The 22,360-nt window shown below is 69.7% G+C and carries 21 protein-coding genes; 10 read left to right on the top strand and 11 right to left on the bottom strand.

The window, feature by feature from the left end:
* Nucleotides 1–7: 7 nt before the first annotated feature.
* Genes AWC16_RS10905 through AWC16_RS10915 form a run of 3 tightly spaced genes read right to left on the bottom strand, consistent with a single transcriptional unit; the run spans nt 8 to nt 2,398 of the window.
* A complete protein-coding gene (locus AWC16_RS10905) occupies nt 8–895 on the bottom strand; it encodes a cation diffusion facilitator family transporter (RefSeq protein WP_085264771.1) in 888 nt (295 codons plus the stop codon).
* Nucleotides 896–939: 44 nt separating this feature from the next.
* Nucleotides 940–1,725, bottom strand: a complete 786-nt coding sequence (locus AWC16_RS10910) for a site-2 protease family protein (protein ID WP_085264915.1) — start codon at nt 1,723–1,725, stop codon at nt 940–942.
* A 10-nt stretch (nt 1,726–1,735) separates the two neighbouring features.
* Nucleotides 1,736–2,398, bottom strand: a complete 663-nt coding sequence (locus tag AWC16_RS10915) for a peptidase M50 (protein ID WP_085264772.1) — start codon at nt 2,396–2,398, stop codon at nt 1,736–1,738.
* Between the two features lie 112 nt (nt 2,399–2,510).
* Here AWC16_RS10915 and AWC16_RS10920 point away from each other — a divergent pair, with 112 nt between their 5' ends.
* Both AWC16_RS10920 and AWC16_RS10925 read left to right on the top strand, forming a co-directional pair.
* Nucleotides 2,511–3,809 carry an adenylosuccinate synthase gene (locus tag AWC16_RS10920; RefSeq protein WP_085264773.1) on the top strand — a complete coding sequence of 433 codons (1,299 nt, stop codon included), beginning with the start codon at nt 2,511–2,513 and terminating at the stop codon, nt 3,807–3,809.
* Nucleotides 3,810–3,823: 14 nt separating this feature from the next.
* Nucleotides 3,824–4,462, top strand: coding sequence for a hotdog domain-containing protein (locus AWC16_RS10925; protein ID WP_276062489.1), 639 nt, complete (start codon nt 3,824–3,826; stop codon nt 4,460–4,462).
* Here AWC16_RS10925 and AWC16_RS10930 read toward each other — a convergent pair.
* Nucleotides 4,459–4,818 (bottom strand): DoxX family protein, encoded by a 360-nt coding sequence (locus tag AWC16_RS10930; protein WP_085264775.1) that lies wholly within the window; start codon nt 4,816–4,818, stop codon nt 4,459–4,461. The genes AWC16_RS10925 and AWC16_RS10930 overlap by 4 nt on opposite strands.
* Before the next feature lie 89 nt (nt 4,819–4,907).
* Between AWC16_RS10930 and purT the strand changes: the two genes are divergently transcribed.
* From purT to AWC16_RS10945, 3 genes are read left to right on the top strand one after another with little or no spacing between them, the layout of a single operon-like run.
* Nucleotides 4,908–6,161 carry a formate-dependent phosphoribosylglycinamide formyltransferase gene (purT, locus tag AWC16_RS10935; RefSeq protein WP_085264776.1) on the top strand — a complete coding sequence of 418 codons (1,254 nt, stop codon included), beginning with the start codon at nt 4,908–4,910 and terminating at the stop codon, nt 6,159–6,161.
* A gap of 43 nt (nt 6,162–6,204) precedes the next feature.
* Nucleotides 6,205–6,609 (top strand): rhodanese-like domain-containing protein, encoded by a 405-nt coding sequence (locus AWC16_RS10940; RefSeq protein ID WP_085264777.1) that lies wholly within the window; start codon nt 6,205–6,207, stop codon nt 6,607–6,609.
* Complete coding sequence (locus AWC16_RS10945; RefSeq protein ID WP_085264778.1) at nt 6,606–7,835, top strand: O-succinylhomoserine sulfhydrylase; 1,230 nt, start codon at nt 6,606–6,608, stop codon at nt 7,833–7,835. The genes AWC16_RS10940 and AWC16_RS10945 overlap by 4 nt, the downstream gene beginning before the upstream one ends.
* Nucleotides 7,836–7,852: 17 nt before the next feature.
* Here AWC16_RS10945 and AWC16_RS10950 read toward each other — a convergent pair whose 3' ends face one another.
* From AWC16_RS10950 to AWC16_RS10975, 5 genes are all read right to left on the bottom strand, one after another.
* Complete coding sequence (locus tag AWC16_RS10950; RefSeq protein ID WP_085264779.1) at nt 7,853–8,707, bottom strand: SDR family oxidoreductase; 855 nt, start codon at nt 8,705–8,707, stop codon at nt 7,853–7,855.
* Between the two features lie 73 nt (nt 8,708–8,780).
* Nucleotides 8,781–9,542 (bottom strand): isocitrate lyase/PEP mutase family protein, encoded by a 762-nt coding sequence (locus tag AWC16_RS10955; RefSeq protein ID WP_085264780.1) that lies wholly within the window; start codon nt 9,540–9,542, stop codon nt 8,781–8,783.
* Nucleotides 9,543–9,618: 76 nt separating this feature from the next.
* Nucleotides 9,619–10,803, bottom strand: coding sequence for an acyl-CoA dehydrogenase (locus tag AWC16_RS10960; RefSeq protein WP_085264781.1), 1,185 nt, complete (start codon nt 10,801–10,803; stop codon nt 9,619–9,621).
* 23 nt (nt 10,804–10,826) lie between these two features.
* Complete coding sequence (locus AWC16_RS25540) at nt 10,827–13,631, bottom strand: PGRS repeat-containing protein (protein WP_165759206.1); 2,805 nt, start codon at nt 13,629–13,631, stop codon at nt 10,827–10,829.
* A gap of 140 nt (nt 13,632–13,771) precedes the next feature.
* Nucleotides 13,772–15,313, bottom strand: a complete 1,542-nt coding sequence (locus tag AWC16_RS10975; protein ID WP_085264782.1) for an acyl-CoA synthetase — start codon at nt 15,311–15,313, stop codon at nt 13,772–13,774.
* A gap of 401 nt (nt 15,314–15,714) precedes the next feature.
* Here AWC16_RS10975 and AWC16_RS10980 point away from each other — a divergent pair, with 401 nt between their 5' ends.
* The 3 genes from AWC16_RS10980 (at nt 15,715) to AWC16_RS10990 (ending at nt 18,571) form a co-directional block, all read left to right on the top strand.
* The gene (locus AWC16_RS10980; protein WP_234812216.1) at nt 15,715–16,194 is read left to right on the top strand and encodes a hypothetical protein; all 480 of its coding nucleotides are present in this window, start codon (nt 15,715–15,717) and stop codon (nt 16,192–16,194) included.
* Between the two features lie 85 nt (nt 16,195–16,279).
* A complete protein-coding gene (locus AWC16_RS10985; protein ID WP_085264783.1) occupies nt 16,280–17,425 on the top strand; it encodes an acyl-CoA dehydrogenase family protein in 1,146 nt (381 codons plus the stop codon).
* 30 nt (nt 17,426–17,455) lie between these two features.
* Nucleotides 17,456–18,571: an alkaline phosphatase family protein gene (locus AWC16_RS10990; RefSeq protein ID WP_085264918.1), complete on the top strand. Its 1,116-nt coding sequence runs from the start codon at nt 17,456–17,458 to the stop codon at nt 18,569–18,571.
* A gap of 64 nt (nt 18,572–18,635) precedes the next feature.
* Here AWC16_RS10990 and AWC16_RS10995 read toward each other — a convergent pair whose 3' ends face one another.
* Entirely contained in the window at nt 18,636–20,132 is a 1,497-nt protein-coding gene (locus AWC16_RS10995; protein ID WP_085264784.1) for a potassium/proton antiporter, read from the bottom strand.
* Nucleotides 20,133–20,289: 157 nt separating this feature from the next.
* Here AWC16_RS10995 and AWC16_RS11000 point away from each other — a divergent pair, with 157 nt between their 5' ends.
* Together AWC16_RS11000 and AWC16_RS11005 are read left to right on the top strand one after the other, a co-directional pair.
* Nucleotides 20,290–20,970, top strand: coding sequence for a potassium channel family protein (locus AWC16_RS11000; protein WP_085264785.1), 681 nt, complete (start codon nt 20,290–20,292; stop codon nt 20,968–20,970).
* A 25-nt stretch (nt 20,971–20,995) separates the two neighbouring features.
* On the top strand, nt 20,996–21,910 hold the full coding sequence (locus AWC16_RS11005; RefSeq protein WP_085264786.1) for an SAM-dependent methyltransferase: 915 nt from the start codon (nt 20,996–20,998) through the stop codon (nt 21,908–21,910).
* Here the strand turns inward: AWC16_RS11005 and AWC16_RS11010 are convergent.
* Complete coding sequence (locus AWC16_RS11010; protein WP_085264787.1) at nt 21,897–22,289, bottom strand: heme-binding protein; 393 nt, start codon at nt 22,287–22,289, stop codon at nt 21,897–21,899. The two genes, AWC16_RS11005 and AWC16_RS11010, sit on opposite strands and share 14 nt — an antisense overlap.
* Nucleotides 22,290–22,360: the final 71 nt, after the last annotated feature.

A 22,360-nucleotide genomic window follows, 5' to 3' on the forward strand; every position in this document is an offset into this window, starting at 1 on the left:
TGGGGCATCAGTATCCGAGTGGGCAGTGACCACCCTGCCCGGCAGGTTCCACCTGCACGGTGGCGTGAGTCAGCCCGCGGGCGGCCAGCACGGCCCGCGCGTCGGCCAGCACCCGGCCGGCGTCGGCGCCGGTGCCCAGGTGGGCGGTGGCCATGTCTTGGCCCGGAACCAGCGTCCAGACGTGTAGGTCATGTACGTCGGTGACACCGTCGACGGCGGCGAGCGCCGCGCGGAGTTCGTCGACGTCGATGTGGCTCGGTGATGCCTCCGACAGGATCCGCAGCGCCGCCCCGGCCAGCGCGAACGCCCGCGGCAGCACCCACAGCGCCACGAAGACGGCGACCACCACGTCGGCGTAGGGCCAGCCGGTGGTCACGGTGACGATGCCGGCGATCAGCACGCCGACGCTGCCGACGGTGTCGGCGACCACCTCCAGGTACGCCCCGCGCACCGCGAGGCTCTGCGCCGAGTGGGAGCGCAACAGCAGTGCCACTCCGATGTTGACGGTCAGTCCGGCGAGTGCGACGACGATCATCGGCACGCCGGGCACGTCCGGTGCGGTGCCGATGCGGCGGATCGCCTCGGTGAGGATGAAGGTCGCCACCCCGATCAGCAGCACGGCGTTGGCGACCGCGGTGAACACCTCGGCGCGGTGCCAGCCGTAGGTGCGCGACGGTGACGTGCTGCCGCGCCGGGCCAGCATCACCGCGGCCACGCCCATGAACAGGGCGGCCAGGTCGGTGAGCAGATGCCCGGCGTCGGCCAGCAGGGCGATCGAGTTGATGGTGATCGCGGTGGTCAGTTCGACGACGAACAGCGTGGTCAGGATCGCGGCGGAGACGATCATCCGGGACAGGCGAGTGTCGGTGTGACGATGATCGTGACCGGCGCCCATGGCTGGCAAATATATTCGGCGCGGGCGGCGTCCCGGCTCGGAACTCAGAACCAGGATCCCCAGAACTGGGTCAGCCCCAACCCCCACCCCACCAGCTGGCGCGGCACGTCGAACAGGTCGAAGAACCACAGCACCATTGCGAAGAACTTCCGGTTCAGCGCCGGTGAGGCGATCAGCAACATCAGCAGGACCAACAGGCCCCACTGCTGGAACGGCTGCACGGCGCGGCGGGTCGCCGGGCTCAGGTGCGGCTCCAGCGCGCCGTAGCCGTCCAGCCCCGGCACCGGCAGCAGGTTCAGCACCACCGCGGTGACCTGCAGGAAACCCAGGAACGCCAGCGCGGACCAGAACACCGGGTGCGCGGGGTCGTAGAACGCCCGGGTGGAGCCCAGCAACAGCACCGCCAGTATCAGGTTGGCCGCCGGGCCGGCCAGGCTGACCAGGGTGCGCCGCCACGGCGTCATGAACGACGTCTGGACGTACACCGCCCCGCCCGGCAGGCCGATGCCGCCGAGCATGATGAACAGCATCGGCAGCACCAGCGACAGTCCCGGATGGGTGTAGCGCAGCGGGTTGAGGGTCAGATAGCCGCGCATCTCCACGCCGCGGTCGCCGAACCGCCAGGCGGTGTAGGCGTGGCCGAACTCGTGCAGACACAGCGACACCAGCCAGCCGGCGATCACGAACACGAACACACCGGCGTGGGCCAGCGGACGGACGTCGGTGCCCGCCCACCAGGCCAGCGCGCCGCCGAGCGCGGTCACCGCCACCAGGGCCAGAAAGACCGGGCTGGGCCGCACCGCCTGGCCGCGCAGGGGATGGACGTTCACGCCCACGAACCTATCCGACCAGCAGCCAGTCCTCGATGTGCCGATAAAAGGTGGACCGCTTCACGGTCCGGGTGCCATAGACCCCGTCGCGCACCACCAGTGCACCGGTCGTGCCCAGCTGCGCCGCGCGGCCCGTCACCCAGCGTCGCACCCGGCCGCCTCGCTGCGGGATCCCGGCCCGCAGTCCCGGTGCGGTGCCGATCGGTTCGATCAGCACCCCGGCCACGTCCCCGTCGAACAGCGCGGCGTCATCGACGATGCCCTCACCGCGCAGCACCCCGGCGCCGTCGACCGGCAGCCAGCGGCCGACGCCCACCAGGGCGGTGCCCGCGTCGTCGCGGACCAGCGGCACCGGGCGGGCGGTGCCCCGCCGCGCGCGCCGCACTGCGCGCCACCCGGCCGGCAGGCGGTAGGCGGTGGTCGCGGGGGTGCGTCGCGGCGGCGCGTAACCCACCTCGACATCGAGCCGGTCGGCGCGCAGCATCCGGGTCAGCACCCGCGCCAGGTCCGCGTCACCGCCCACCACCACCAGCCGGCGGTAGCGATTGATCGCCGCGTCCAAGACTCCCGAGTTGTCCGTGTCCGCTTCGGCGACCTGCACCGTCGACAACCCACGCAGGGCCCGCGGCAGCGACCGCCCGGCAAACAGCAAAACGGCGGTTTCAGCAGGCATCAACCGGCCCCCGGTGCCGTTAGTGGCGTTCAACACGCTCCTTGTGAATCGCTTCAGATAGGCTCATTCCCCGGCTGGACCACAGTAAGCCAAGACAGTTAGCGAGAAATCCATGCCGGCAATCGTCGTCATCGGCGCCCAGTGGGGCGACGAGGGCAAAGGGAAAGCCACCGACCTACTCGGCGAGCGAGTGCAGTGGGTGGTGCGCTACCAGGGCGGCAACAACGCCGGCCACACCGTGGTACTGCCCACCGGGGAGAACTTCGCCCTGCACCTGATCCCATCCGGGGTGTTGACGCCGCACGTCACCAACGTCATCGGCAACGGCGTGGTGGTCGACCCGGGCGTGCTGCTCGAGGAGCTGGCGGGGCTGGAGCGCCGCGACGTGGACACCTCGCGGCTGCTGATCTCCGCCGACGCCCATCTGCTGATGCCCTATCACGTCGCCATCGACAAGGTGACCGAGCGCTACATGGGCAGCAAGAAGATCGGCACCACCGGCCGCGGCATCGGGCCCTGCTACCAGGACAAGATCGCCCGGATCGGGATCCGGGTCGCGGACGTACTCGACGAAGAGTCGCTGGCGAACAAGATCGAGGCCGCCCTGGAGTTCAAGAACCAGGTGCTGGTCAAGATCTACAACCGCAAGGCGCTCGAGCCGCAGCAGGTGCTCGAAGATCTGCTGAAGCAGGCCGAGGGTTTCAAGCACCGCATCGCCGACACCTCGCTGGTGCTGGGTGCCGCGCTGGACCGCGGCGAGAATGTGCTGCTGGAAGGCTCGCAGGGCACCCTGCTCGACGTCGACCACGGCACCTACCCGTACGTGACGTCGAGCAACCCGACCGCCGGAGGTGCGGCGGTGGGTTCCGGCGTCGGGCCCACCCGCATCACCACGGTGCTGGGCATCCTGAAGGCCTACACAACTCGGGTCGGCTCGGGGCCGTTCCCCACCGAACTGTTCGACGCCAGCGGCGAGTACCTGTCCAAGACCGGCGGCGAGGTCGGCGTGACCACCGGCCGCCGGCGGCGGTGCGGCTGGTTCGACGCGGTGATCGCCCGCTACGCCACCCGGGTCAACGGCATCACCGATTACTTCCTGACCAAGCTCGACGTGCTGTCCAGCCTGGAAACCGTGCCGGTCTGCGTCGGCTACGAGATAGACGGCAAGCGCACCGACGAGCTGCCGATGACCCAGGAAGAATTCGCCCGCGCCGAACCGGTCTACGAAGAACTGCCGGGCTGGTGGGAGGACATCTCGGGTGCCCGGACGTTCGAGGAGCTGCCGGTCCATGCGCGCGACTACGTATCTCGGCTGGAAGAGATTGCCGGAGCCCAGGTTTCGTGCATCGGGGTCGGTCCCGGACGGGAGCAGACCATCGTGCGTCGCGATGTCGTGCGGAGCCACGCGTGAGCGACGGTGCGCCGCTGGACGGCACAGACAACACCGATAGTGATCCCGACTACGCCAGTCACGGCGGATTCCCGGACTACGGCGTCGTCGAGCCGAGCGCGGGCTTCGCGCGGTTCGTCACCACCATGCGGCGGCTGCAGGACCTGTCGGTGTCGACCGATCCCAGCGACGCCACCTGGGACGACGCCGCCGACCGCGTCGAGGCGCTGGTGGGGTTGCTGGAGAAGTTCCCGGCGCCCGCGGGAGTCGCCCCGGCCGGGCGGGCACCGTCGCTGCCGGGTATGGGCAGCCTGCTGCTGCCGCCGTGGCGGATCAGCCGCTTCGAGCCCGACGGTGTCTCGATGACGGGCTCGTTCAGCCGGTTCCATGTGGGCGGTAACTTCGCGGTACACGGGGGCGTGCTGCCGCTGCTGTTCGACTGGATGTTCGGGATGGTGGTGCACGCCGCGAACCGCCCGATCAGCCGGACGGCGTTCCTGCACGTCGACTATCGCAAGGTCACCCCGATCGACACCCCGCTGTTGGTGCACGGCCGGATCGAGAAGGTCGAGGGACGCAAGGCGTTCATCGGCGCCGAACTCACCGACACCGACGGCACCGTGCTGGCCGAGGCGCAGGGCCTGATGGTGCGCCTGTTGCCCGGCCAGCCCTAATCGTTCGGGCGCGGCCCGCGCAGCGTCATCGCCGTGAACAGCGCCAGAAACGACGCGGCTGGCACGGTGTTGGGGATGCTGTCACGGACCCGGACGTGCGCGCCGACCGCGAGGATGAAATACAGCGTCAACGCCGCGGTGGTCACCCGGGCCAGCACCGGGAACCGGTGCACGGACAGCAGGCCGACTGCCGAGGCCACCTTGACGATCGGCAGGATCGGCCGGACCTGCTGCGGGCACTGCACCGTGTCGAGGGCTTTGGCGATGTAGGGCACCGGGATGGCGCAGGCCACCGCATCAGCGACCTGAAATGCGGCCAACCCCGTGTAGGTCTTCGGTGATGTCAGGACACTCATGGTTTCAACTGTATTCGGCTGCGCGCGCAGGCGCCGGGCCTATCCTGGAGCAGCATGCAACATTGCCGTGGCACGGGGAGGGTGGGGCGGTGAACGGCGAGGCGGGTGAGTTCGCGACCGAGCGGTTGTCCGCCGACGGTCCCAGCCGAACCAGGGTCGCGCTGCTCGGGTCTGGTGATCTCAGCCGGGAGTTGGTGACGGCGCTGCAGCGCCTGGGCGCCGAGGTGATCGCCGTCGACCGTTACGCCGACGCGGCGCTGCACGGGATCGTCGACCGCTCGGTGGTGGTCGACCTGAGCGACAACGACGAACTTGCCGCGGCGATCCGGTGGTTGCAGCCGAAATTCGTGGTGGTGGCCTCCGACGTGGTGGCCACCGACGCGCTGGCCGTCGCCGCCGACACCGGATTCACCCGACTGGTGCCCGGTCTGCGCGGCGCCCGCTTGGCCGCCGACCCGGAGGGGATGCGGCGGCTGGCCGCTGACGAACTGGGGTTGCCCACCGCGCCGTTCTGGTTCGCCGGATCCGTCGAGGAACTGCGGGAGGTGGCCGAGCACGCCGGATATCCGATGTCGGTCAAACCGGTGGGGGGCTCGCTCGGCGAGGGCCGTTCGGTCATGGTGCGCGACAGCGATATCGAGCCCGCTTGGCAGCGGGCGGTCTCGGCCGCCGTCCCGGGGACGCCGCCCCGGGTGCTGGCCGAGACGGTGGTGGAGTTCGACAGCGAGGTCACCCTGCTCGCCGTACACAGCGAGGGCCCGGGTGGACCGGCGCTGGACTTCTGCGCACCGATCGGGCACAGCAGCGCCGAAGATCCGAATGGGCAACTGACGGTGGAGTTCTGGCAGCCGCACCCGATGACCGCCGTGGCGCTGGACGCCGCCAAGTCGATCGCCGCGCGGGTGGCTCGGGCGCTCGGCGGACGCGGCCTGTTCGGAGTGGACCTGCTGGTACACGGCGACGAGGTGTATTTCGCCGGCGTCGATGTGCGCCCGTATGACGCCGCGCTGCTGACGTTGCGGACCCAGCGGCTGTCCGGTTTCGAACTGCAGGCGCGTGGAATCCTCGGGCTGGCAACCGACACCATCATGGTCTCGCCCGGTGCCGCCCGGCTGATCTACTCGCGTCGCCGCACCGGTCCCGCGGCTGAGGTCACCCCCGACAGCGTGACCGTGGTCGCCGATGCGCTCAGCGTGACTGAAAGTGATGTGGTGGTGTTCCGGCACCATGAGGGACACCCGCGCCGGCGGTTGGGCTTGGCGCTGGCCACGGGGCCGGACGTGGCGATCGCCCGGGACCGCGCCGGGCAGGTGGCGACCGTTCTGGACAAGCTCTGGCCGTGACCCGCCGTGGCGTGAACCGGATTCAGGTGCGAGACTTTCGCAGGTGAGCTACGCAGGAGATATCACACCCGAGCAGGCCTGGGCGATACTGCGCGACGACCCGGCGGCGACGCTCATCGACGTGCGCACCGACGCCGAATGGCGCTTCGTCGGCCTGCCCGACGTGTCCGGTCTGGGCCGCGAGGTGGTCTGCGTCGAGTGGGTCCACTCCGACGGCAGCCCCAACCTCGATTTCTCCCGCGAACTGGCGGCGCGCGTCGCCGGCGGGCCGGCGATCTTCTTGTGCCGCTCGGGCAACCGCTCCATCCCGGCGGCCGAAGCCGGTACCGCGCTGGGTCTGACCCCGTCCTACAACGTGCTGGATGGTTTCGAGGGCCAGCTCGACGAGCACGCCCACCGGGGTGGCACAGGCTGGCGTGCCGTCGGCCTGCCCTGGAAACAGTCATGAGCGAGCCGGGCCCGAAACGTTCTGTCCGTATTCCGAAACCCCTGCCGGACGGCGTCGGTCCGGCCACCATCGGCGTGCGCGGCGGGCTGCTGCGCTCGCAGTTCGAGGAGACCGCCGAGGGGTTGTTCCTCAGCTCCGGTTACGTCTATGAATCCGCGGCCGCCGCGGAGCAGGCCTTCGCCGGCGAGGTCGAGAGGTTCGTCTATTCGCGGTACGGCAATCCGACGGTGTCGATGTTCGAGGAACGGCTGCGCCTGATCGAAGGGGCCCCGGCGGCGTTCGCCACCGCCAGCGGCATGGCGGCGGTGTTCGTCGCACTCGGTGCGCTGCTGGGCGCGGGTGATCGTTTGGTGGCTGCGCGCAGTCTGTTCGGATCGTGTTTCGTGGTCTGCAACGAGGTTCTGCCCCGCTGGGGGGTGGAAACCGTCTTCGTCGACGGTGATGACTTGGCGCAGTGGGAACAGGCACTGTCGGTCCCCACCAGCGCGGTGTTCTTCGAGACGCCGTCCAACCCGATGCAGTCACTGGTCGACATCGCCGCGGTCACCGAGCTGGCCCATGCCGCCGGCGCGAAAGTGGTGCTGGACAACGTGTTCGCCACTCCGCTGCTGCAGCAGGGCATTCCGCTCGGTGTGGATGTGGTGGTGTACTCCGGCACCAAACACCTCGATGGGCAGGGCCGGATCCTGGGCGGGGCGATCCTGGGCGACCAGGAGTACATCGACGGCCCGGTGCAGACCCTGATGCGTCACACCGGCCCCGCCCTGAGTGCTTTCAACGCGTGGGTTCTGCTGAAAGGCCTTGAAACACTGTCGGTTCGGGTCGACTACGCCAACACTGCGGCGTTGCGGATCGCGGAGTTCTTGGAGCAGCATCCGGCGGTGCGCTGGGTGCGCTACCCGTTCCTGCCGTCGCATCCGCAGTACGAGCTGGCGCGCAGGCAGATGTCCGGCGGCGGCACCGTCGTCACCTTCGAACTCGACGCCCCGCCGAGCGCTGCCAAGCAGCGAGCATTCGAGTTGCTGGACAGGCTGCAGCTGATCGACATCTCCAACAACCTCGGGGACGCGAAGTCGCTGATCACCCATCCGGCGACCACCACCCATCGGGCGATGGGGCCCGACGGGCGTGCGGCGATCGGGCTCGGCGACGGGGTGGTGCGGATCTCCGTCGGGCTGGAAAGCACCGACGATCTGATCGCCGACCTGGATCAGGCGCTGGGGTAGCGCGGGCTTTTGCGGGTTCAGTCGCCTTCGACGACGCCGGTGGCGTGCTGCGCGCGGTCCTCGTAGGCCTTGCGGGCCGCGGTGTCGAACTGCAGAAACACGGTGTCGTTCTGGGTCTTCTTGTTCAGCCAACGACGGCCCCGGTCCGGCAGCAGGCTCGCCAGGATCGAGACGCGACGCCCAAAGCTGGGCACGGAAACCAGAGTCTTGGGCTTATCGAGCACTTTGACAACGCCGGCGGCGATGTCTTCGGGCTCCACCGGCTTCTGGGCCGCCGACGGCGTTGTGCCCGAGATCAGTTCGGTGTTGGTGAAGGTGGGCAGTACCGCGGAGACCTTGACGCCCTGCGGTGCGAACTCGTCGGACATTGCGGTGGTCAGGCCGACGACGGCGAATTTGGTTCCGGCGTAGAGCACCTGGCCCGGTACGGCCACGACCCCGGCCAGCGAGGCGATATTGATGATGTGGCCGCTGCGGCGTTTGACCATCTCGGGCAGCACCAGCTGGCAGCCGTTGAGCACGCCGTAGAAGTTGACCTCGGTCGCCGAACGAATGGTCTGCGGCGTCTGCTCGAGGAAGGGTCCCACCGGCATGACACCGGCATTGTTGATCAGCACGTCGATGTGGCCCTCGCCGTCGGCGCGGGCCTTGTCCAGAAACGTCGAGAACGACTCGCGGTCGGTGACGTCGAGCGGGTGGCCGGTGACCGGACCGCTCGAACCGAGTTGCTTGACCGCTTTGTCGAGCACGCTCACGTCGCGGTCGCCGATGACGACCCGGGCGCCCCGAGCGAGCAGTGCGGCGGCGGTGGCCAGCCCGATCCCACGGGCGGCGCCGGTGATGGCGATGGTCTTACCGCGAATGTTGTCCACGCGACGAACTTAACAGGTGTCAAATTCGTCCGTCGAGGGGTTTGACGATCCGGGGTCGCAGGCGCCGAGGGCGTCAGGCCCAGCGGCCCAGGATCTCGCCGGCATGCCTGCCCAGCGCGGCTTGGAGCAGTGGCCCGAAGCTGACCCGCCCGACACCGAGTGGGCCGAATGAGGCCGGGTCGTCGGTGTCGGGTGCGGCCAACGCGTTGACCGGCTTCGGCAGTCCGGCGGCCAGCACACGCAGGGTCTCCCCGTCGTGTCGGCCGACCGGGTAGAGCACGTCCGCTCCGGCGTTCGCGCACTCGGTCAGCCGGGCGATGGCACGGTCGATGCGGTCGGAGTCGTCGCCGTCCTTGCGCAGGAACAGGTCGGTGCGGGCGTTGATCACCAGGTGTGTGCCCGCGGCGTCGGCGGCCTGCCGCAGTGCGGCGACATACGCGGCGTGCTCGGAGGATGACCGCAGCCGCTTGTCTTCGCTGTGCACCGAGTCCTCGATGTTGCACCCGACCACGCCGGCGTCCAGGAGACCGTCGACCAGGTGGGCCGGGGTTTCGCCGTAGCCGGACTCGATATCGAGCGACACCGGCACGTCGACGGCCTCGGTGATCTGGCGCGCCCGGCTCAGCGCCTCGGCGAACGTCATCCCTTCGCCGTCGCTGCGGCCCATCGATTCGGCAACCGGCTTGCTACCGACGGTCAGCGCGGCGAACCCGGCGCCGACAGCCAGCCTGGCCGACCACACGTCCCACACCGTCGGCAGGATCACCGGATCGCCGGGCCGGTGCATCGCCAGGAAAGCCGCCGCCCGCTGCCCAAGAACCTCGCTACTCGTCATTTTTACAACTCTGCCATGTGTTAATTAATCGCGGAAGGTGGGGCCTGTGGTCATTCGGCGGAGCCGGGCTCCGGCGTCAGCGGAAGGCACCCGACCCGGTGAAGGCCTGGCCCAGCACCAGCTGATGCATCTCGGGGGTGCCCTCGTAGGTCAGCACCGACTCCAGGTTGACCATGTGCCGGATTACCGGGTACTCCAGCGATATCCCGTTGCCGCCCAGGATGGTTCGGGCGGTGCGGCAGATCTCCAGCGCGCTGCGGGTGTTGTTGAGTTTGCCGAAGCTGACCTGCTCGGGGCGCAGCCCCGCGCTGTCCTTGAGCCGTCCCAGATGCAGCGAGAGGAGCTGGCCCTTGTGCAGCTCGACGGCCATGTCAACGAGTTTGGCCTGGGTGAGCTGGAATCCGGCGATCGGTTTGCCGAACTGCGTGCGCGCCATGGCGTAGTCGCGGGCCGACTGCCAGGCCGAGCGGGCCGCGCCCATTGCGCCCCAGATGATCCCGTAGCGCGCCTCGGACAGGCTGGCCAGCGCACCCTTGACGCCGCGCGCCTTGGGCAGCATCGCCTCGGCCGGAAGCCGCACGTCGTCGAGCACCAGTTCGCTGGTGATCGAGGCGCGCAGTGACAGCTTGTGGTGAATGGTGTTGGCGGAGAACCCGGGGGTGTCGGTGGGCACGATGAAACCGCGGATGCCCTCGTCGGTGGCCGCCCAGACCACCGCGACGTCGGCGATGGTGCCGTTGGTGATCCACATCTTGCGGCCATTGAGTATCCAGTCGGATCCATCCCGCTTGGCCCGGGTGGTCATGGCGGCCGGATCGGAGCCGACGTCGGGTTCGGTCAGCCCGAAGCAGCCGATCAGCTCGCCGGTGGCCATGCCCGGCAGCCACTGCTGCTTCTGTTCTTCGGAACCGTTGTTGTAGATCGAGTACATCGCCAACGAGCCCTGCACCGACACCAGCGAGCGCAGGCCGGAGTCGGCGGCCTCCAACTCCACGCAGGCCAGTCCGTAGTGCACCGCGGATGCCCCGCCGCAGCCGTAACCGTGCAGGTGCATGCCCAGCAACCCGAGTTTGCCGAATTCTCGGGCCAGTTCGCGGGCCGGCAGGTCGCCGATCTCGAACCAGTCGGCGATGTGCGGCAGGACGTGTTCGGCGCAGAACTTCGCGACGGTGTCGCGCAGCGCGATCTCGTCGTCGGAGAGCAGGGTGTCCAGGCTCAGCGGGTCGATCGGGTCGAAGGGCGCGGTGCTGCTGGTTGCCATCCGTTCATCCTGCCACCGCCGGGTCAGTCGCCGACGCCGCTCGAAGTACCAGGTGCACCCGGCGTCCCGTCGGAGCCGCCGTCACCGCCAACACCACCGGGCTGGCCGGCCGCGCCGTCCGAACCGCCGTCGGCGCCGTCGCCGTTCGGCCCGACCTGGCCGCCATGCCCCCCGGCTCCGCCCGCTCCGCCGATACCGCCGGGGCCGGTCTCGGCGGCGTCTCCGCCCTTCCCGCCGTCGCCGCCGGTACCGCCGTGGCCTCCGTCGGCCGCGGCGGTGCCATCACCGCCGTTGCCCCCGTTACCGCCGGCGCCGCCGGCACCTCCGGGCTGGCTGCTGGCATCGGTGGTGTCGTCGCGCGGCGGAACGTATCCGCGCCCGGCGCTGCCACCCTGGCCACCATCGCCGCCGTTGCCGCCGGTGCCGCCGCCGGACCCGGTGCCGCCGTTGCCGCCGTTACCACCCTGGCCGGAACTGCCAACACCCCCGGCGCCACCGTTGCCTCCGGTACTTCCGGCGCCGATGCCGGCACCTCCGTTGCCGCCATTGCCGCTCTCGGCCAGGTACGGGGTGTCGCCGCCGGCGGCGCCGTTGCCTCCGTTGCCGCCGGTACCGCCATCAACACCGGCGCCACCGATGCCGCCGGTACCGCCGGTGGACTGGGCACCCGCGCCGCCGGCACCACCGTCGCCACCGGTGCCGGCGATTCCAGCACCGCCACCACCACCGCCGCCACCGCCGGCTGCGCCGAGAGCCGGCGGGGTGCCGCCGTTGGCGATGGTGCCGACAGCGTCGAAAAAGCCACCGATCCCGGTGGCACCGGTGCCACCGGTACCGCCTTGACCGGCCACGCCGTCACCGCTGGTGCCTCCCGCACCGCCGGACCCGCCGGCACCACCGGAGCCGTTGAAGAAGCTGCCGGTTCCGCCTGTTCCGCCGTTGCCGCCGTACCCGGCGGATGCACCGTCGGTGCCGTTTCCGCCCCTACCGCCGTTGCCGCCGTTACCGCCATTGCCCGAGAGCGGGCTGGCCGAGGCGCCGGCGCCACCCGCACCGCCGTTTCCGGCGACGGCATCGGTACCGCCGGCGGTGCCGCCGTTACCGCCGGCGCCACCGTTGCCCGGGGTACTGGTGTCACCGACCAGACCACCGGAGCTGCCCGCGCCGCCGGTGCCGCCGTGGCCGGCGACACTGCCGTCGCCGACGGTCGCACCGCCATCGCCGCCTGCGCCACCGTCGGCGCCGCTACCACCGAACATGGTGCTGATCGAGGGGAACAGCGCGTTCCCGGTCAACTGCCCGGACAGCTCCTCGAGCCTGTCGAGGGTTTCCTGAATGTCCGCAGGGGACCTGCCGGTGGTGGCCGAGATCTGTTGGATGACCGCGGCGAGTTGATCGGGCGAGCTGAAGAAACTGCCCAGCGAACCGGCGCCGCCGCCGTCACCGCCGGCGCCGGCGTTGCTGCCGGCGCCGTTGCCGGCACCGCCCGTTCCACCGTCTCCGCCGGCACCGGCGTTACCACCGCTGAACATGCTGCCGATCCCGCCGCTGCCGCCGTCACCACCCGCACCGGCGGTGCCGTTGACGCCGGTGACGTCACCGCCGGCGCCGCCGTCACCGCCTGCGCCGCCCTGGCCCCGAAGCAGCATCGAGCCGAGTCCGCCCGTCCCGCCGTTGCCGCCCGTGCCTGCAGCGCTGCCGTCACCGACCGCGGCGCCACCGGCGCCACCGTTGCCGCCCTGACCGCCGCCGGAGCCGAACAGCGGCCCGCCGAGGCCGCCGGTCCCGCCGTTGCCGCCGGCACCGGCGGTGCTGTCGACACCGGTTGCGGCGCCGCCGTTGCCGCCGTTGCCGCCCGCGCCGCCGTGGCCGCCGAACAGGATTGCGCCGAGGCCGCCGTTGCCGCCGTTGCCGCCGGCCCCGGCGACGCCCTGCTCTGCCTCGACCGCGCCGCCGTCGCCGCCGTCGCCACCTGCGCCGCCGTTGCCGCCGAACCTCGCCGAGTTGGCGCCCCCGGCCCCGCCGTTGCCGCCCGCGCCACCCACATCGGTGCCGTCTCCGCCGGCCCCGCCGTTGCCGCCGACGCCCCCGAAGGACAACCACCTTCCGGCGGACGCACCGCCGTCGCCGCCGTCGCCCCCGTTGCCCCCGGTCAGGCCGGCTCCACCGGCGCCGCCCGCACCGCCGATGCCGATCACGGTTCCGCTGGTGCCGCCGTTGCCGCCGTCGGCTCCGGCGCCGCCCACCCCGCCGGCCCCGCCGTTGCCGAACCACCCGGCCGCACCGCCGTTGCCGCCGGCCAGACCGGCCACATCGGAGTTGTAGCCCGCGCCGCCGTCGCCGAACAGCCAGCCACCGGCGCCGCCGTCGGGATCGGCCTCGGTGCCGGCGATGCCGTTACAGATCAGGCCGCAGGTGGTCTCGGAGGCGAACAGCGGGTTGATCAGGTCATTGACCTGCTGCCCGAACGAACTGGACATCCAGTCCTGCATGCCGGTGTGCCACTGCAGGTAGATGCTCTGGGCGAAGTCGGCGAAGCTGTCCGTGGAGAAACTGAAGTCGGCGGCTCCCGCACCGTCGAACCACGGCGCGAAATCTCCGAGGCCCAGGGCGGCGGGGTCGAACACCGCGCTGCCGATATCGGCGAACTGATCGCCGTCGAACCAGCTGCTCACGTCGAACCAGTAGCTCGGGTCGAGCAGATCTTCCAGGTCGGCGTTGGCGGCGGGCGCCAACCCCAGGGGGCTCAGCCCCAGTGCCAGCGCGGCGCCCCCCGCGAGAGTGCGGTGACGGCGCTGCGGTGCAACGATTCTGCGTTGGCGCGACATGGGGTACCTCTCAGCGGGGCGGTCGCGGCCTCAACGCCGAACCGGATTCAGGGATCTCAGACCCGGAATTTACCTTGACCTAACGAAGTCTGCAGTGCACCGGATGACCACTGCGGATCACCTTGGCGGACCCTGCGAGGTCACTGAGTGTCGCGCTGACCCGAAATCACCTCGCGCAACCGGTACTTCACCACTTTGCCGGACTGGGTGCGGGGCAGGGCATCGACGAATTCCAGCCGAATCGGCAGTTTGAACGCCGCAAGCTTTTCCCGGGCGAACTCGCGCAGTTCGTCGAGTTCCAGCGTCGCGCCTGATCGCAGCACCACCACCGCGGTCACGGCCTCACCCCACTTCTCGTGCGGGGTGCCCAGCACGGCCACCTCGGCGACGGCCGGATGCCCATAGAGCACGTCTTCGACCTCGGCGGGGTAGACGTTCTCGCCGCCGGAGATCACCATGTCCTTCACCCGGTCGAGCACCCAGACGTAGCCCTCGTCGTCGGCCTGACCGATATCGCCGGTGTGAAACCAACCCTCGTCATCGATCACCGCGGCGGTGGCCTCCGGGTTTCGCCAGTAGCCGGCCATCACCTGCGGGCCCCGCACGCAGATCTCCCCGCGTGCACCCGCGGGCACCGGCCGGTTGTCGGCGTCGACCAGTCGCACATCCGACAGCGGCAGCACCTGGTTGCCCGCGGCGCCGATCTTCACGCCGACCTCGTCGGTGCGCAGCACCAGGGCCAGTGGCGCGGTCTCGGTGAGCCCGTAACCCTGTGCGAACGGGATGCCGCGCTCGCCGTAGCGGTGGATCAGCGGCTCGGGCACCGGCGCGCCGCCACAGACGAAGTTGCGCACGCTGGACAGGTCGGTGTCGGCGAACTGCGGCTGCTGACTCATGAACAGGAACATCGCCGGCACCCCGAACATGGTGGTGACCCGGTGTTCGGTGATGAGCCGCAGCGCTTCGGCCGGATCGAAGGTGGGCATCAGCACGATCCGGCCGCCCTTCTGCAGGGTCAGCAGCGTGGTGACGTTGAGCCCGCCGATGTGAAACAGCGGCGCGCAGACCAACGACACGTCGTTCTGGCTGGTGTCGAACGTCAGCAGGGCATTGATGTTGTTCCAGAACAGGTTTGCGTGAGTGAGCATGGCGCCCTTGGGGTGCCCGGTGGTGCCCGAGGTGTACATGATGATCGCGACGTCATCGGGCTCGGCGAACACCGGGTCGGTCAGCGGGGCGCGCTCGGCCAGCAGCTCGTCGAGCACCTCCCAACCCGGGACCGGGGCCAGGGCGATCACGCGGTGCAGGCCGGCCGCGGCGCGCACCGGATCGACCACCGTCGCGCGTTCGGCGTCGGCCAGCAGGGTGTGCACCTGGGCGTTGCCCAGGATGTAGCCGAGTTCGTCGGCGGTGAGCCGCCAGTTCAACGGAACGAACGTCGCCCCGATCCGGGCCGCGGCGAACAGCGTGACCAGAAAATCCGGGTGGTTGAGGCCGGCGTAACCGACCCGATCCCCGCGACGCATGCCGCCGGCGGCCAGCTCGGCCGCCAGCCGATCGACGCGATCCGCGAAATCCCGGTAGCTCCAGGTGCTTTCGCCGAACGTGATCGCCGGAAGATTCGGGGTGGCCGCCGCCCGCCGGGAGATCCAGGAACCGAGGTCGATCGGGGGTGTGCTCATCCGGTGAACGCTAGCCCGCCGGTGTGTCGACCTGGGGGCGATTCGTCGCGTCGACGCCGTGACCGCGGTTGCGGGAGCTTATCGCTCGCCCTGATTTTTTCTGCCGGACAGCGGTGATCTCCGGTGCCGAGTCAAGAATGGCGGGCGCCGTCAGGTGGCCGGCCGAATCATTCAGCCGTGATTTCGGCCCGAACCGGTGTGACGGTCGTCTCAATTACCGCTGCCACCTGGGAAAACGTGAATCGGATGGCTTGACGGATGACGGCAGATGAACGGTGCTTGAATATTGTTGTTCGACGGCTTTTCGGTTCGCGAAATCGGACCCGGCGGGGCTACGTTCTTCCTCGCCGAGCAGACCATCGCTCGGGTATCGAGGAAGGGCTTCGCAGATGCGTCGGGTGATGACTGCCCGCGGTGCGGTCACGGCACTGCTGTCGTTGGGAATCTGCCTGTTCGCCGCTCCCGTTGCGCACGCCGACATCGAGGATCTGCTCGACACGGACATCGGGCCGGCAAGCGCCGAGGCGCCCGGCGCCCCGGGAGATCCCGCGGCCCTCGACGCCTCCGGTGTTCTTCAGGACCCGCTGGCCCAGCTCGCCCAGCTGTTCCGCAGCGCGCCCGCAGAGTCCGGCTCGGAGCCGCGCCCGGCGGCCAAGCCCGACGAGGACGACACGCCCACGTACGAGCAGGACGACAGCAGCTCCGACAACTCGCTCAAGTTCCCGAAGGTCAGCCTGCCCAGCTCCGGTAACGGCTCCGGTGGTAACGGTGGTGGCTCCAATGGTTCCGGTTCGCACGCCGGGCACGGCGCGAAGCCCAAGACGAACGCCAGCGCCACCAAGCCCCACGTCGGAATACCCGAAATCGACGGCCACGGGTAAGCCGGCCTCCGGCGTCAACTTCGGCGACTAGCATGCGGTGTCGAAGAACCCGGAAATTGCTGCTGCCCAAAGAAAAGACCTGGTGATGACCGCATACCGTTCCAGCTGGCTCGACGACGACCTCGACGCGGTGCGGGAACTCGCTCGCTCATTCTGTGAGAAGGAGATCAAACCCCACGCCGAGCGGTTCATCGACCAGCATCACGTCGACCGCGAGCTGTGGAACAAAGCCGGTGAGCTCGGCCTGCTGTGTATGTCGATTCCGGAGGAATTCGGCGGTGGCGGAGGCACATTCGCCCACGAAGCGGTGCTGATGGAGGAGCAGGCACGCATCGGCGACACCTCATGGGGCCAGAGCGTGCACAACGCGATCGCCGCGCACTACATCAACAGCTACGGCACCGACGAGCAGAAGCGTCAGTGGCTGCCACGGATGGCCAGCGGTGAGACCGTCGCGGCCATCGCGATGACCGAACCCGGTACCGGCTCGGATCTGCAGGCGGTGCGGACCAAGGCTGTCCGCGACGGTGACGAATACGTGGTCAACGGCTCGAAAACCTTCATCACCAACGGCGCCCAGGCCGGGTTGATCATCGTCGTGGTCAAGACCGACACTTCGGAAGGCGCCAGCGGGATCTCGCTGGTGCTGGTGGAGGCGGACCGGCCCGGCTTCCGGTGCGGGCGGCTGTTGGACAAGGTCGGGCAGCGCGGTCAGGACACCGCCGAGTTGTCCTTCGAGGATGTCCGGATTCCGACGTCGAACCTGCTGGGCACCGAGGAGGGTCAGGGGTTCATCCAGCTGATGCAGCAGCTGCCGCAGGAGCGGCTGATCATCGCGGTCGGCTCGGTGGCCGGTATGGAGGAAGCGCTGGCGCAGACCATCGCCTACACCAAGGACCGGCACGCCTTCGGCCGGCCGATCTTCGGCTTCCAGAACACCAAATTCAAGCTCGCCGAGGTGGCCACCGAAGCGCGGATCGCCCGGGTCTTCATCGACGACTGCGTCTCCCGGCACATCCGCGGGGAGTTGGACATCACCACCGTCGCGATGGCCAAGTGGTGGACCACCGATCGGGCGATGGTCGCGCTCGACGAATGCCTGCAGCTCTACGGCGGCTATGGCTACATGACCGAGTACCCGATCGCGCGGGCGTGGGCCGACAACCGGGTGCAGAAGATCTACGCCGGCACCAACGAGATCATGAAGGAGATCATCGCCCGGTCGCTGTAGGCGCGGTCGGTGCCGTGGCAGGCTGAACCGGTGCCCGGATCGATCTGCGACGTCCTGCCGTCCGCGGCCGCGGTGCTCGGGGTCGCGGGCGCAACCGACACCCTCGACCTGGCCGGGCGGGTCGGCGACGTGCGGCGGGTGGCGGTGGTGCTCGTCGACGGCCTGGGTTATCACCTGTTGCCGCAGCTGGCCCAGGATGCCCCGCTGCTCGCCTCGGTGCTGTCCGGCACCACCGGGCAACTGACCGAGCTGGCCTGCACCTTTCCCTCCACCACGCCGACCAGCCTGGTCTCGCTGGGCACCGGGGTGTCGCCGGGGGAGCACGGCGTGCTGGGCTTCACCGTCAACGTCCCCGGGACCGACCGGGTGCTCACCCACATCTTCTGGGGCGACGACCCGTCGCCGGTGTCCTGGCAGCCGGTGCCCACCTGGTTCGAGCGGCTGCACGACGCCGGGGTGAGCGCGCGGGCGGTGCTGCCGGAGATGTTCATCGGCAGCGGATTGACCGAGGCCGCCTACCGGGGCGCGCAGTTCCACCCGAGCGCCAAGGGCACCGACTATGCCGGGCACCTCGCCGCCGAAGTCGCGGCGGCACCCGGCCTGGTCTACGGCTACACCGCAGCGCTGGATCATGCCGCGCACGTCTCGGGGATCGGTTCGCCGCACTGGCATGCCGCGGCCGCAAAGGTCGACGCGCTGCTGCGCCGGCTCCTCGAGGAGCTCCCCCGCGATGGCGCGCTGCTGGTCACCGCGGACCACGGCGGGCTGAACGTGCCCGATCAGGCCCGCGTCGACCTGGATGCCGAGCCGGTGTTGAGCAACGGAATCCGGGTGGTCGCCGGCGAACCGCGGGTGCGCTACCTGCACACCGCGCCCGGCGCCACGGCTGATGTGCTGGCCGCGTGGGCGGAACGCCTGGCCGGGCGGGCCACGGTGCAGACCCGTGAGGAAGCGGTGGCCTCCGGCGTCTTCGGCCCGGTGCGTGAGGCGCATCTGGCCCGCATCGGCGACGTCGTGGTGACCTGCACCGGCGACACCGCGATCCTGGCGACCGAACACGAGCCGCCGCAGACGGCGCAGCTGATCGGTTTCCACGGCGGGCTCACGCCGGCCGAGACCGCGATCCCGCTCATCACGTTCCGTTGACGCTGCGTCCAGGGCGGACTCCACTCGAACTTCTCCGCCGTAGGCGCAGAGTGAACGGGGGCGGTTACTCCGAGTCGCCGTACTCGTCGAACCAGTGGGCCAGCTTGCCGCGCCGGCTGACCGCCCGCAGCCGGCGTTCGGCCGACAGGCGGGTCTTGCTGGTGGTGACGATGAGCAGTTCGTCGCCGATGGTGATCCGGGTGTCCGGCTGTGGGACGAAGGTGTCGCCCTTGCGGATGATCAGGGTGATGACACTCGGGTCCGGCAGGCGCAGCTCGAGCACCGAGACGTTGTGCAGCTTCGAACCGGGCTGCACCGTCATGGTCAGCAGCTCGGCCTCCAGCACATCCAGTGGCGCGGCCTCCACCTGGATCTCGCGGGTGGCATCCCGCGGTATCAGCCCCAGCCAGTGCGCGAACAAACCCAAAGTGGGGCCCTGCACCACCGTGTAGACCACCACCAGGATGAACACGATGTTGAGCAGGCGGTAACTGTCCGGCACGCCCTCGACGATCGGGAATGTCGCGAGCACGACCGGAACCGCGCCACGAAGACCGGCCCAGGACAGGAAGATCTGTTCACGCCAGGGCACCTTGAACCAGATCAGCGAGGCCACCACCGACAACGGCCGGCTCAACAGCAGCAGCACCGCCCCGATCACCAGCCCCGGCATCAGCTCCCCGGACAGCTGACTCGGGCTGACCAACAGGCCGAGCAACACGAACAGACCGATCTGCGCCAGCCAGCCCAGTCCCTCGGCGAACGAGCGGATGGCCGCACGGTGCGGCAGACCGGAGTTCGCCAGCACCACCCCGGACAGGTAGGCGGCGATGAACCCGCTGGCGTGCACCCATGAAGCCGCGGCGAACGCCACCATCGCCAGCCCGAAGGTCGCCAGCGGGTACAGGCCGGACGCCGGCAGCGCGGCGCGGCGCAGGGCCATGGCTCCGAGCAGACCGACGGCCAGGCCGATCGTCGAGCCGGTCGCCAGCTCATAGACCACCCCGCCGACGGCGTGAACCGGGTCGATCACCAGCGGTGTGGCGCTCAGCATCAGCACCACGATCGCCGCGGGCGCGTCGTTGAAGCCGGACTCGGCCTCCAGCAGGCCAGCCACCCGACGCGGCAGCGGCAGCACCCGCAGGATGGAGAACACCGCGGCCGCATCCGTGGGTGAGACGATCGCACCCAGCAGGAAGGCCAACTGCCAGCTGACGCCCAGCAGCAGATGCGCGGCCACCGCGATCACCGCCATGCTGACCGCGACGCCGACGGTGGCCAGCACCGCCGCCGGCGCCAGCACCCGGCGGATGTTGGCGAAGCGCGTCGTCAACCCGCCTTCGACCAGGATCACCGCCAAGGCGGTGGTGCCCAGATCGCTGGCCAGCTGCACGTCGGAGAAGTCCAGGCCCAGCCCGTCGTTGCCGATTGCCACCCCGACCAGCAGGAACAGCAGCAGGCTGGGCAGGCCCACCCGATCAGCCGCCCGAGTGGCGATGATGCTGGCCAGCAGCACCAAACCTCCGATCAGCAGGGCCAGGTAGAGCTGCTGCAGGCTCATCTGATCCCCGTTCGGGCAGGTGGTGGTGGTCGGACCCGTCCGTGTGATTCGCTCAAGGTCAGCGGGTTCGTGTTAGCTATCAGTAAATCAGTAGCTGCCGTCACAGCTGTGGTACACCCGGAGCAGTTGGTCGCTTGGGGGGATGAGGGGAGCCATCATGCGGATCGGGATCGCCGGCGCTGGGGCGGTGGGGCGATCTGTCGCGCGAGAACTGATCGGCGACGGCCATCGGGTGCTGTTGATCGAGCGCAACCCGGCGCACTATCAGCCCCATATCGTCCCGGAGGCCGAGTGGCTGCTGGCCGACGCCTGCGAGCTGAGTGCACTGCAGGAATGCGGCATCGAGATCTGCGACGTGGTGATCGCCGCCACCGGGGATGACAAGTCGAACCTGGCCACCGCGTTGCTGGCCAAGGCGGAGTTCGGGGTGGCCCGGGTGGTGGCCCGGGTCAACAACGCCCGCAATGAGCCGCTGTTCACCGAGGAGTGGGGTATCGACGTGGCGGTCTCCACCCCGCGGGCGATGGTCGCGGCGGTGGAGGGCGCCATCGACGTCGGCCACCTGGTGCCGTTGATGGGCTTGCGGCGCAGTCAGGCCAGCCTGACGAAACTGACCTTGCCCGAGCACAATCCGTTGGTCGGTCGACGGGTCTGTGACATTGCGCTGCCGGAGGGAGCCGCCCTGGTCGCGGTGCAGCGCGGTGAGACGGTCATCCTGCCGCGGGCGACCGAGGCACTGCAGGCCGGCGACGAGATGCTGTTCGCCGCGGCCAGCGGGGTGGAGGATCAGATCCGGGCGGTGGTACACGGTGCTCCGGCCGGCAGAAGAACGCATTGATGCCGTGCCGCTGCGGTACAGACCCATGACCATGGCACCGACCGATCAGGACGACGCCGGGAGCCTGGCCACCGGCGCCGGCGTCATCGCCACCGTGCTCGCGGCGGCACGGGCGGCGGCGGCCTCACGCGGGCTGATCAGCGACCCGTTCGCGGCGCCGCTGGTGCACAAGGTGGGCCTGGAGTTCTGCATTCGGGTGGCCGACGGCGACCTGGACATCAGCCGGCTCGGTAAAGACGGGGGATTTCCCCGGCTGGCGGAGTTCTCCGCGGCGCGCACCAAGTTCTTCGACGCGTTCTTCACCGACGCCGCCCGCGGCGGCATCCGCCAGGCGGTGATCCTGGGCTCGGGCCTGGACACCCGCGCCTACCGGCTGTGGTGGCCGGCCGAGACCATGGTCTATGAGGTCGACCATCCGCATGTGGTCGACTTCAAGACCTCCACCATGCGGGCCTGGGGCAGCGCGCCGAGCGCCAACCGCCGCGCGGTCGGCGTCGACCTGCGAGACGACTGGCCGGCGGCGCTGCGGCGGGTGGGTTTCGACGCCGCCGCACCCACCGCCTGGGTTATCGAGGGTCTGCTGGTCTGGTACGTCCCATCGGATGCGCAGAATCGCCTGCTGGACGGTGTCACCCGGCTCAGTGCTCCGGGCAGCCGGCTCGCCGCCGATCACGCGGTGCCGCCCAGCCGGCCGCAGGCGGTACACAACGAGTCCCTGGTCGAGCGCTGGCGCCGACGCGGCCTGAGCCTGACCGGGCCGGGACCGTTCTATTCCGGAGAACACACCGACGTGGTGCGGCATCTGAGCGAAAGCGGCTGGATCACCGTCCCGTCCGGGATCGCCGACCTGTTCGCCGCGGCGCGGCTGCCGAAGCTGTCCGTCCGTGAACTCGACGGGGCGCCGGCCGCCATCCGCTACCTCGCCGCTACCCGGCCATGAATTCGGCGTAGGCCGAAGCCAGCCCGGGCGGAAGCACCGTGGTCTGGCACTGCCGTTGCGTCTCACCGATCGGCGCCAAGATGCCGCGCAGTTCGTAGTACTCGTGGGGGTGAGCGGTGAAGTAACTGCGCATCTCGGCGGCGGCCTGCGGTCGCGGCTGGTTCATGGCCTGAGTCACCACGGCGTTGGCGCCGGGATGGCTGGCCAGATACTGCTGTGCCGAACCGGTCACCGAGTCGACGGTGTTGGACACCGCGGCCGGACTGCAGTCCGGTGCCGCGGATGCCGCGGGGGCGGCGACCACGGTGGCAGTGGCGGCACCCAGGAGACCGGCGCCGAGGCCGAGCCGCCGGAACATGGTGCTGGGGTTCTTCGACATGGGGTTTCCTTCCGGGTGGGGAATCTGGAGCCCAAGGTACGCGCGGGCCAGGGGTGTCCCGCTGTGACGCT

Source organism: Mycolicibacter longobardus (assembly GCF_002102265.1).
Lineage (GTDB): Bacteria > Actinomycetota > Actinomycetes > Mycobacteriales > Mycobacteriaceae > Mycobacterium > Mycobacterium longobardum.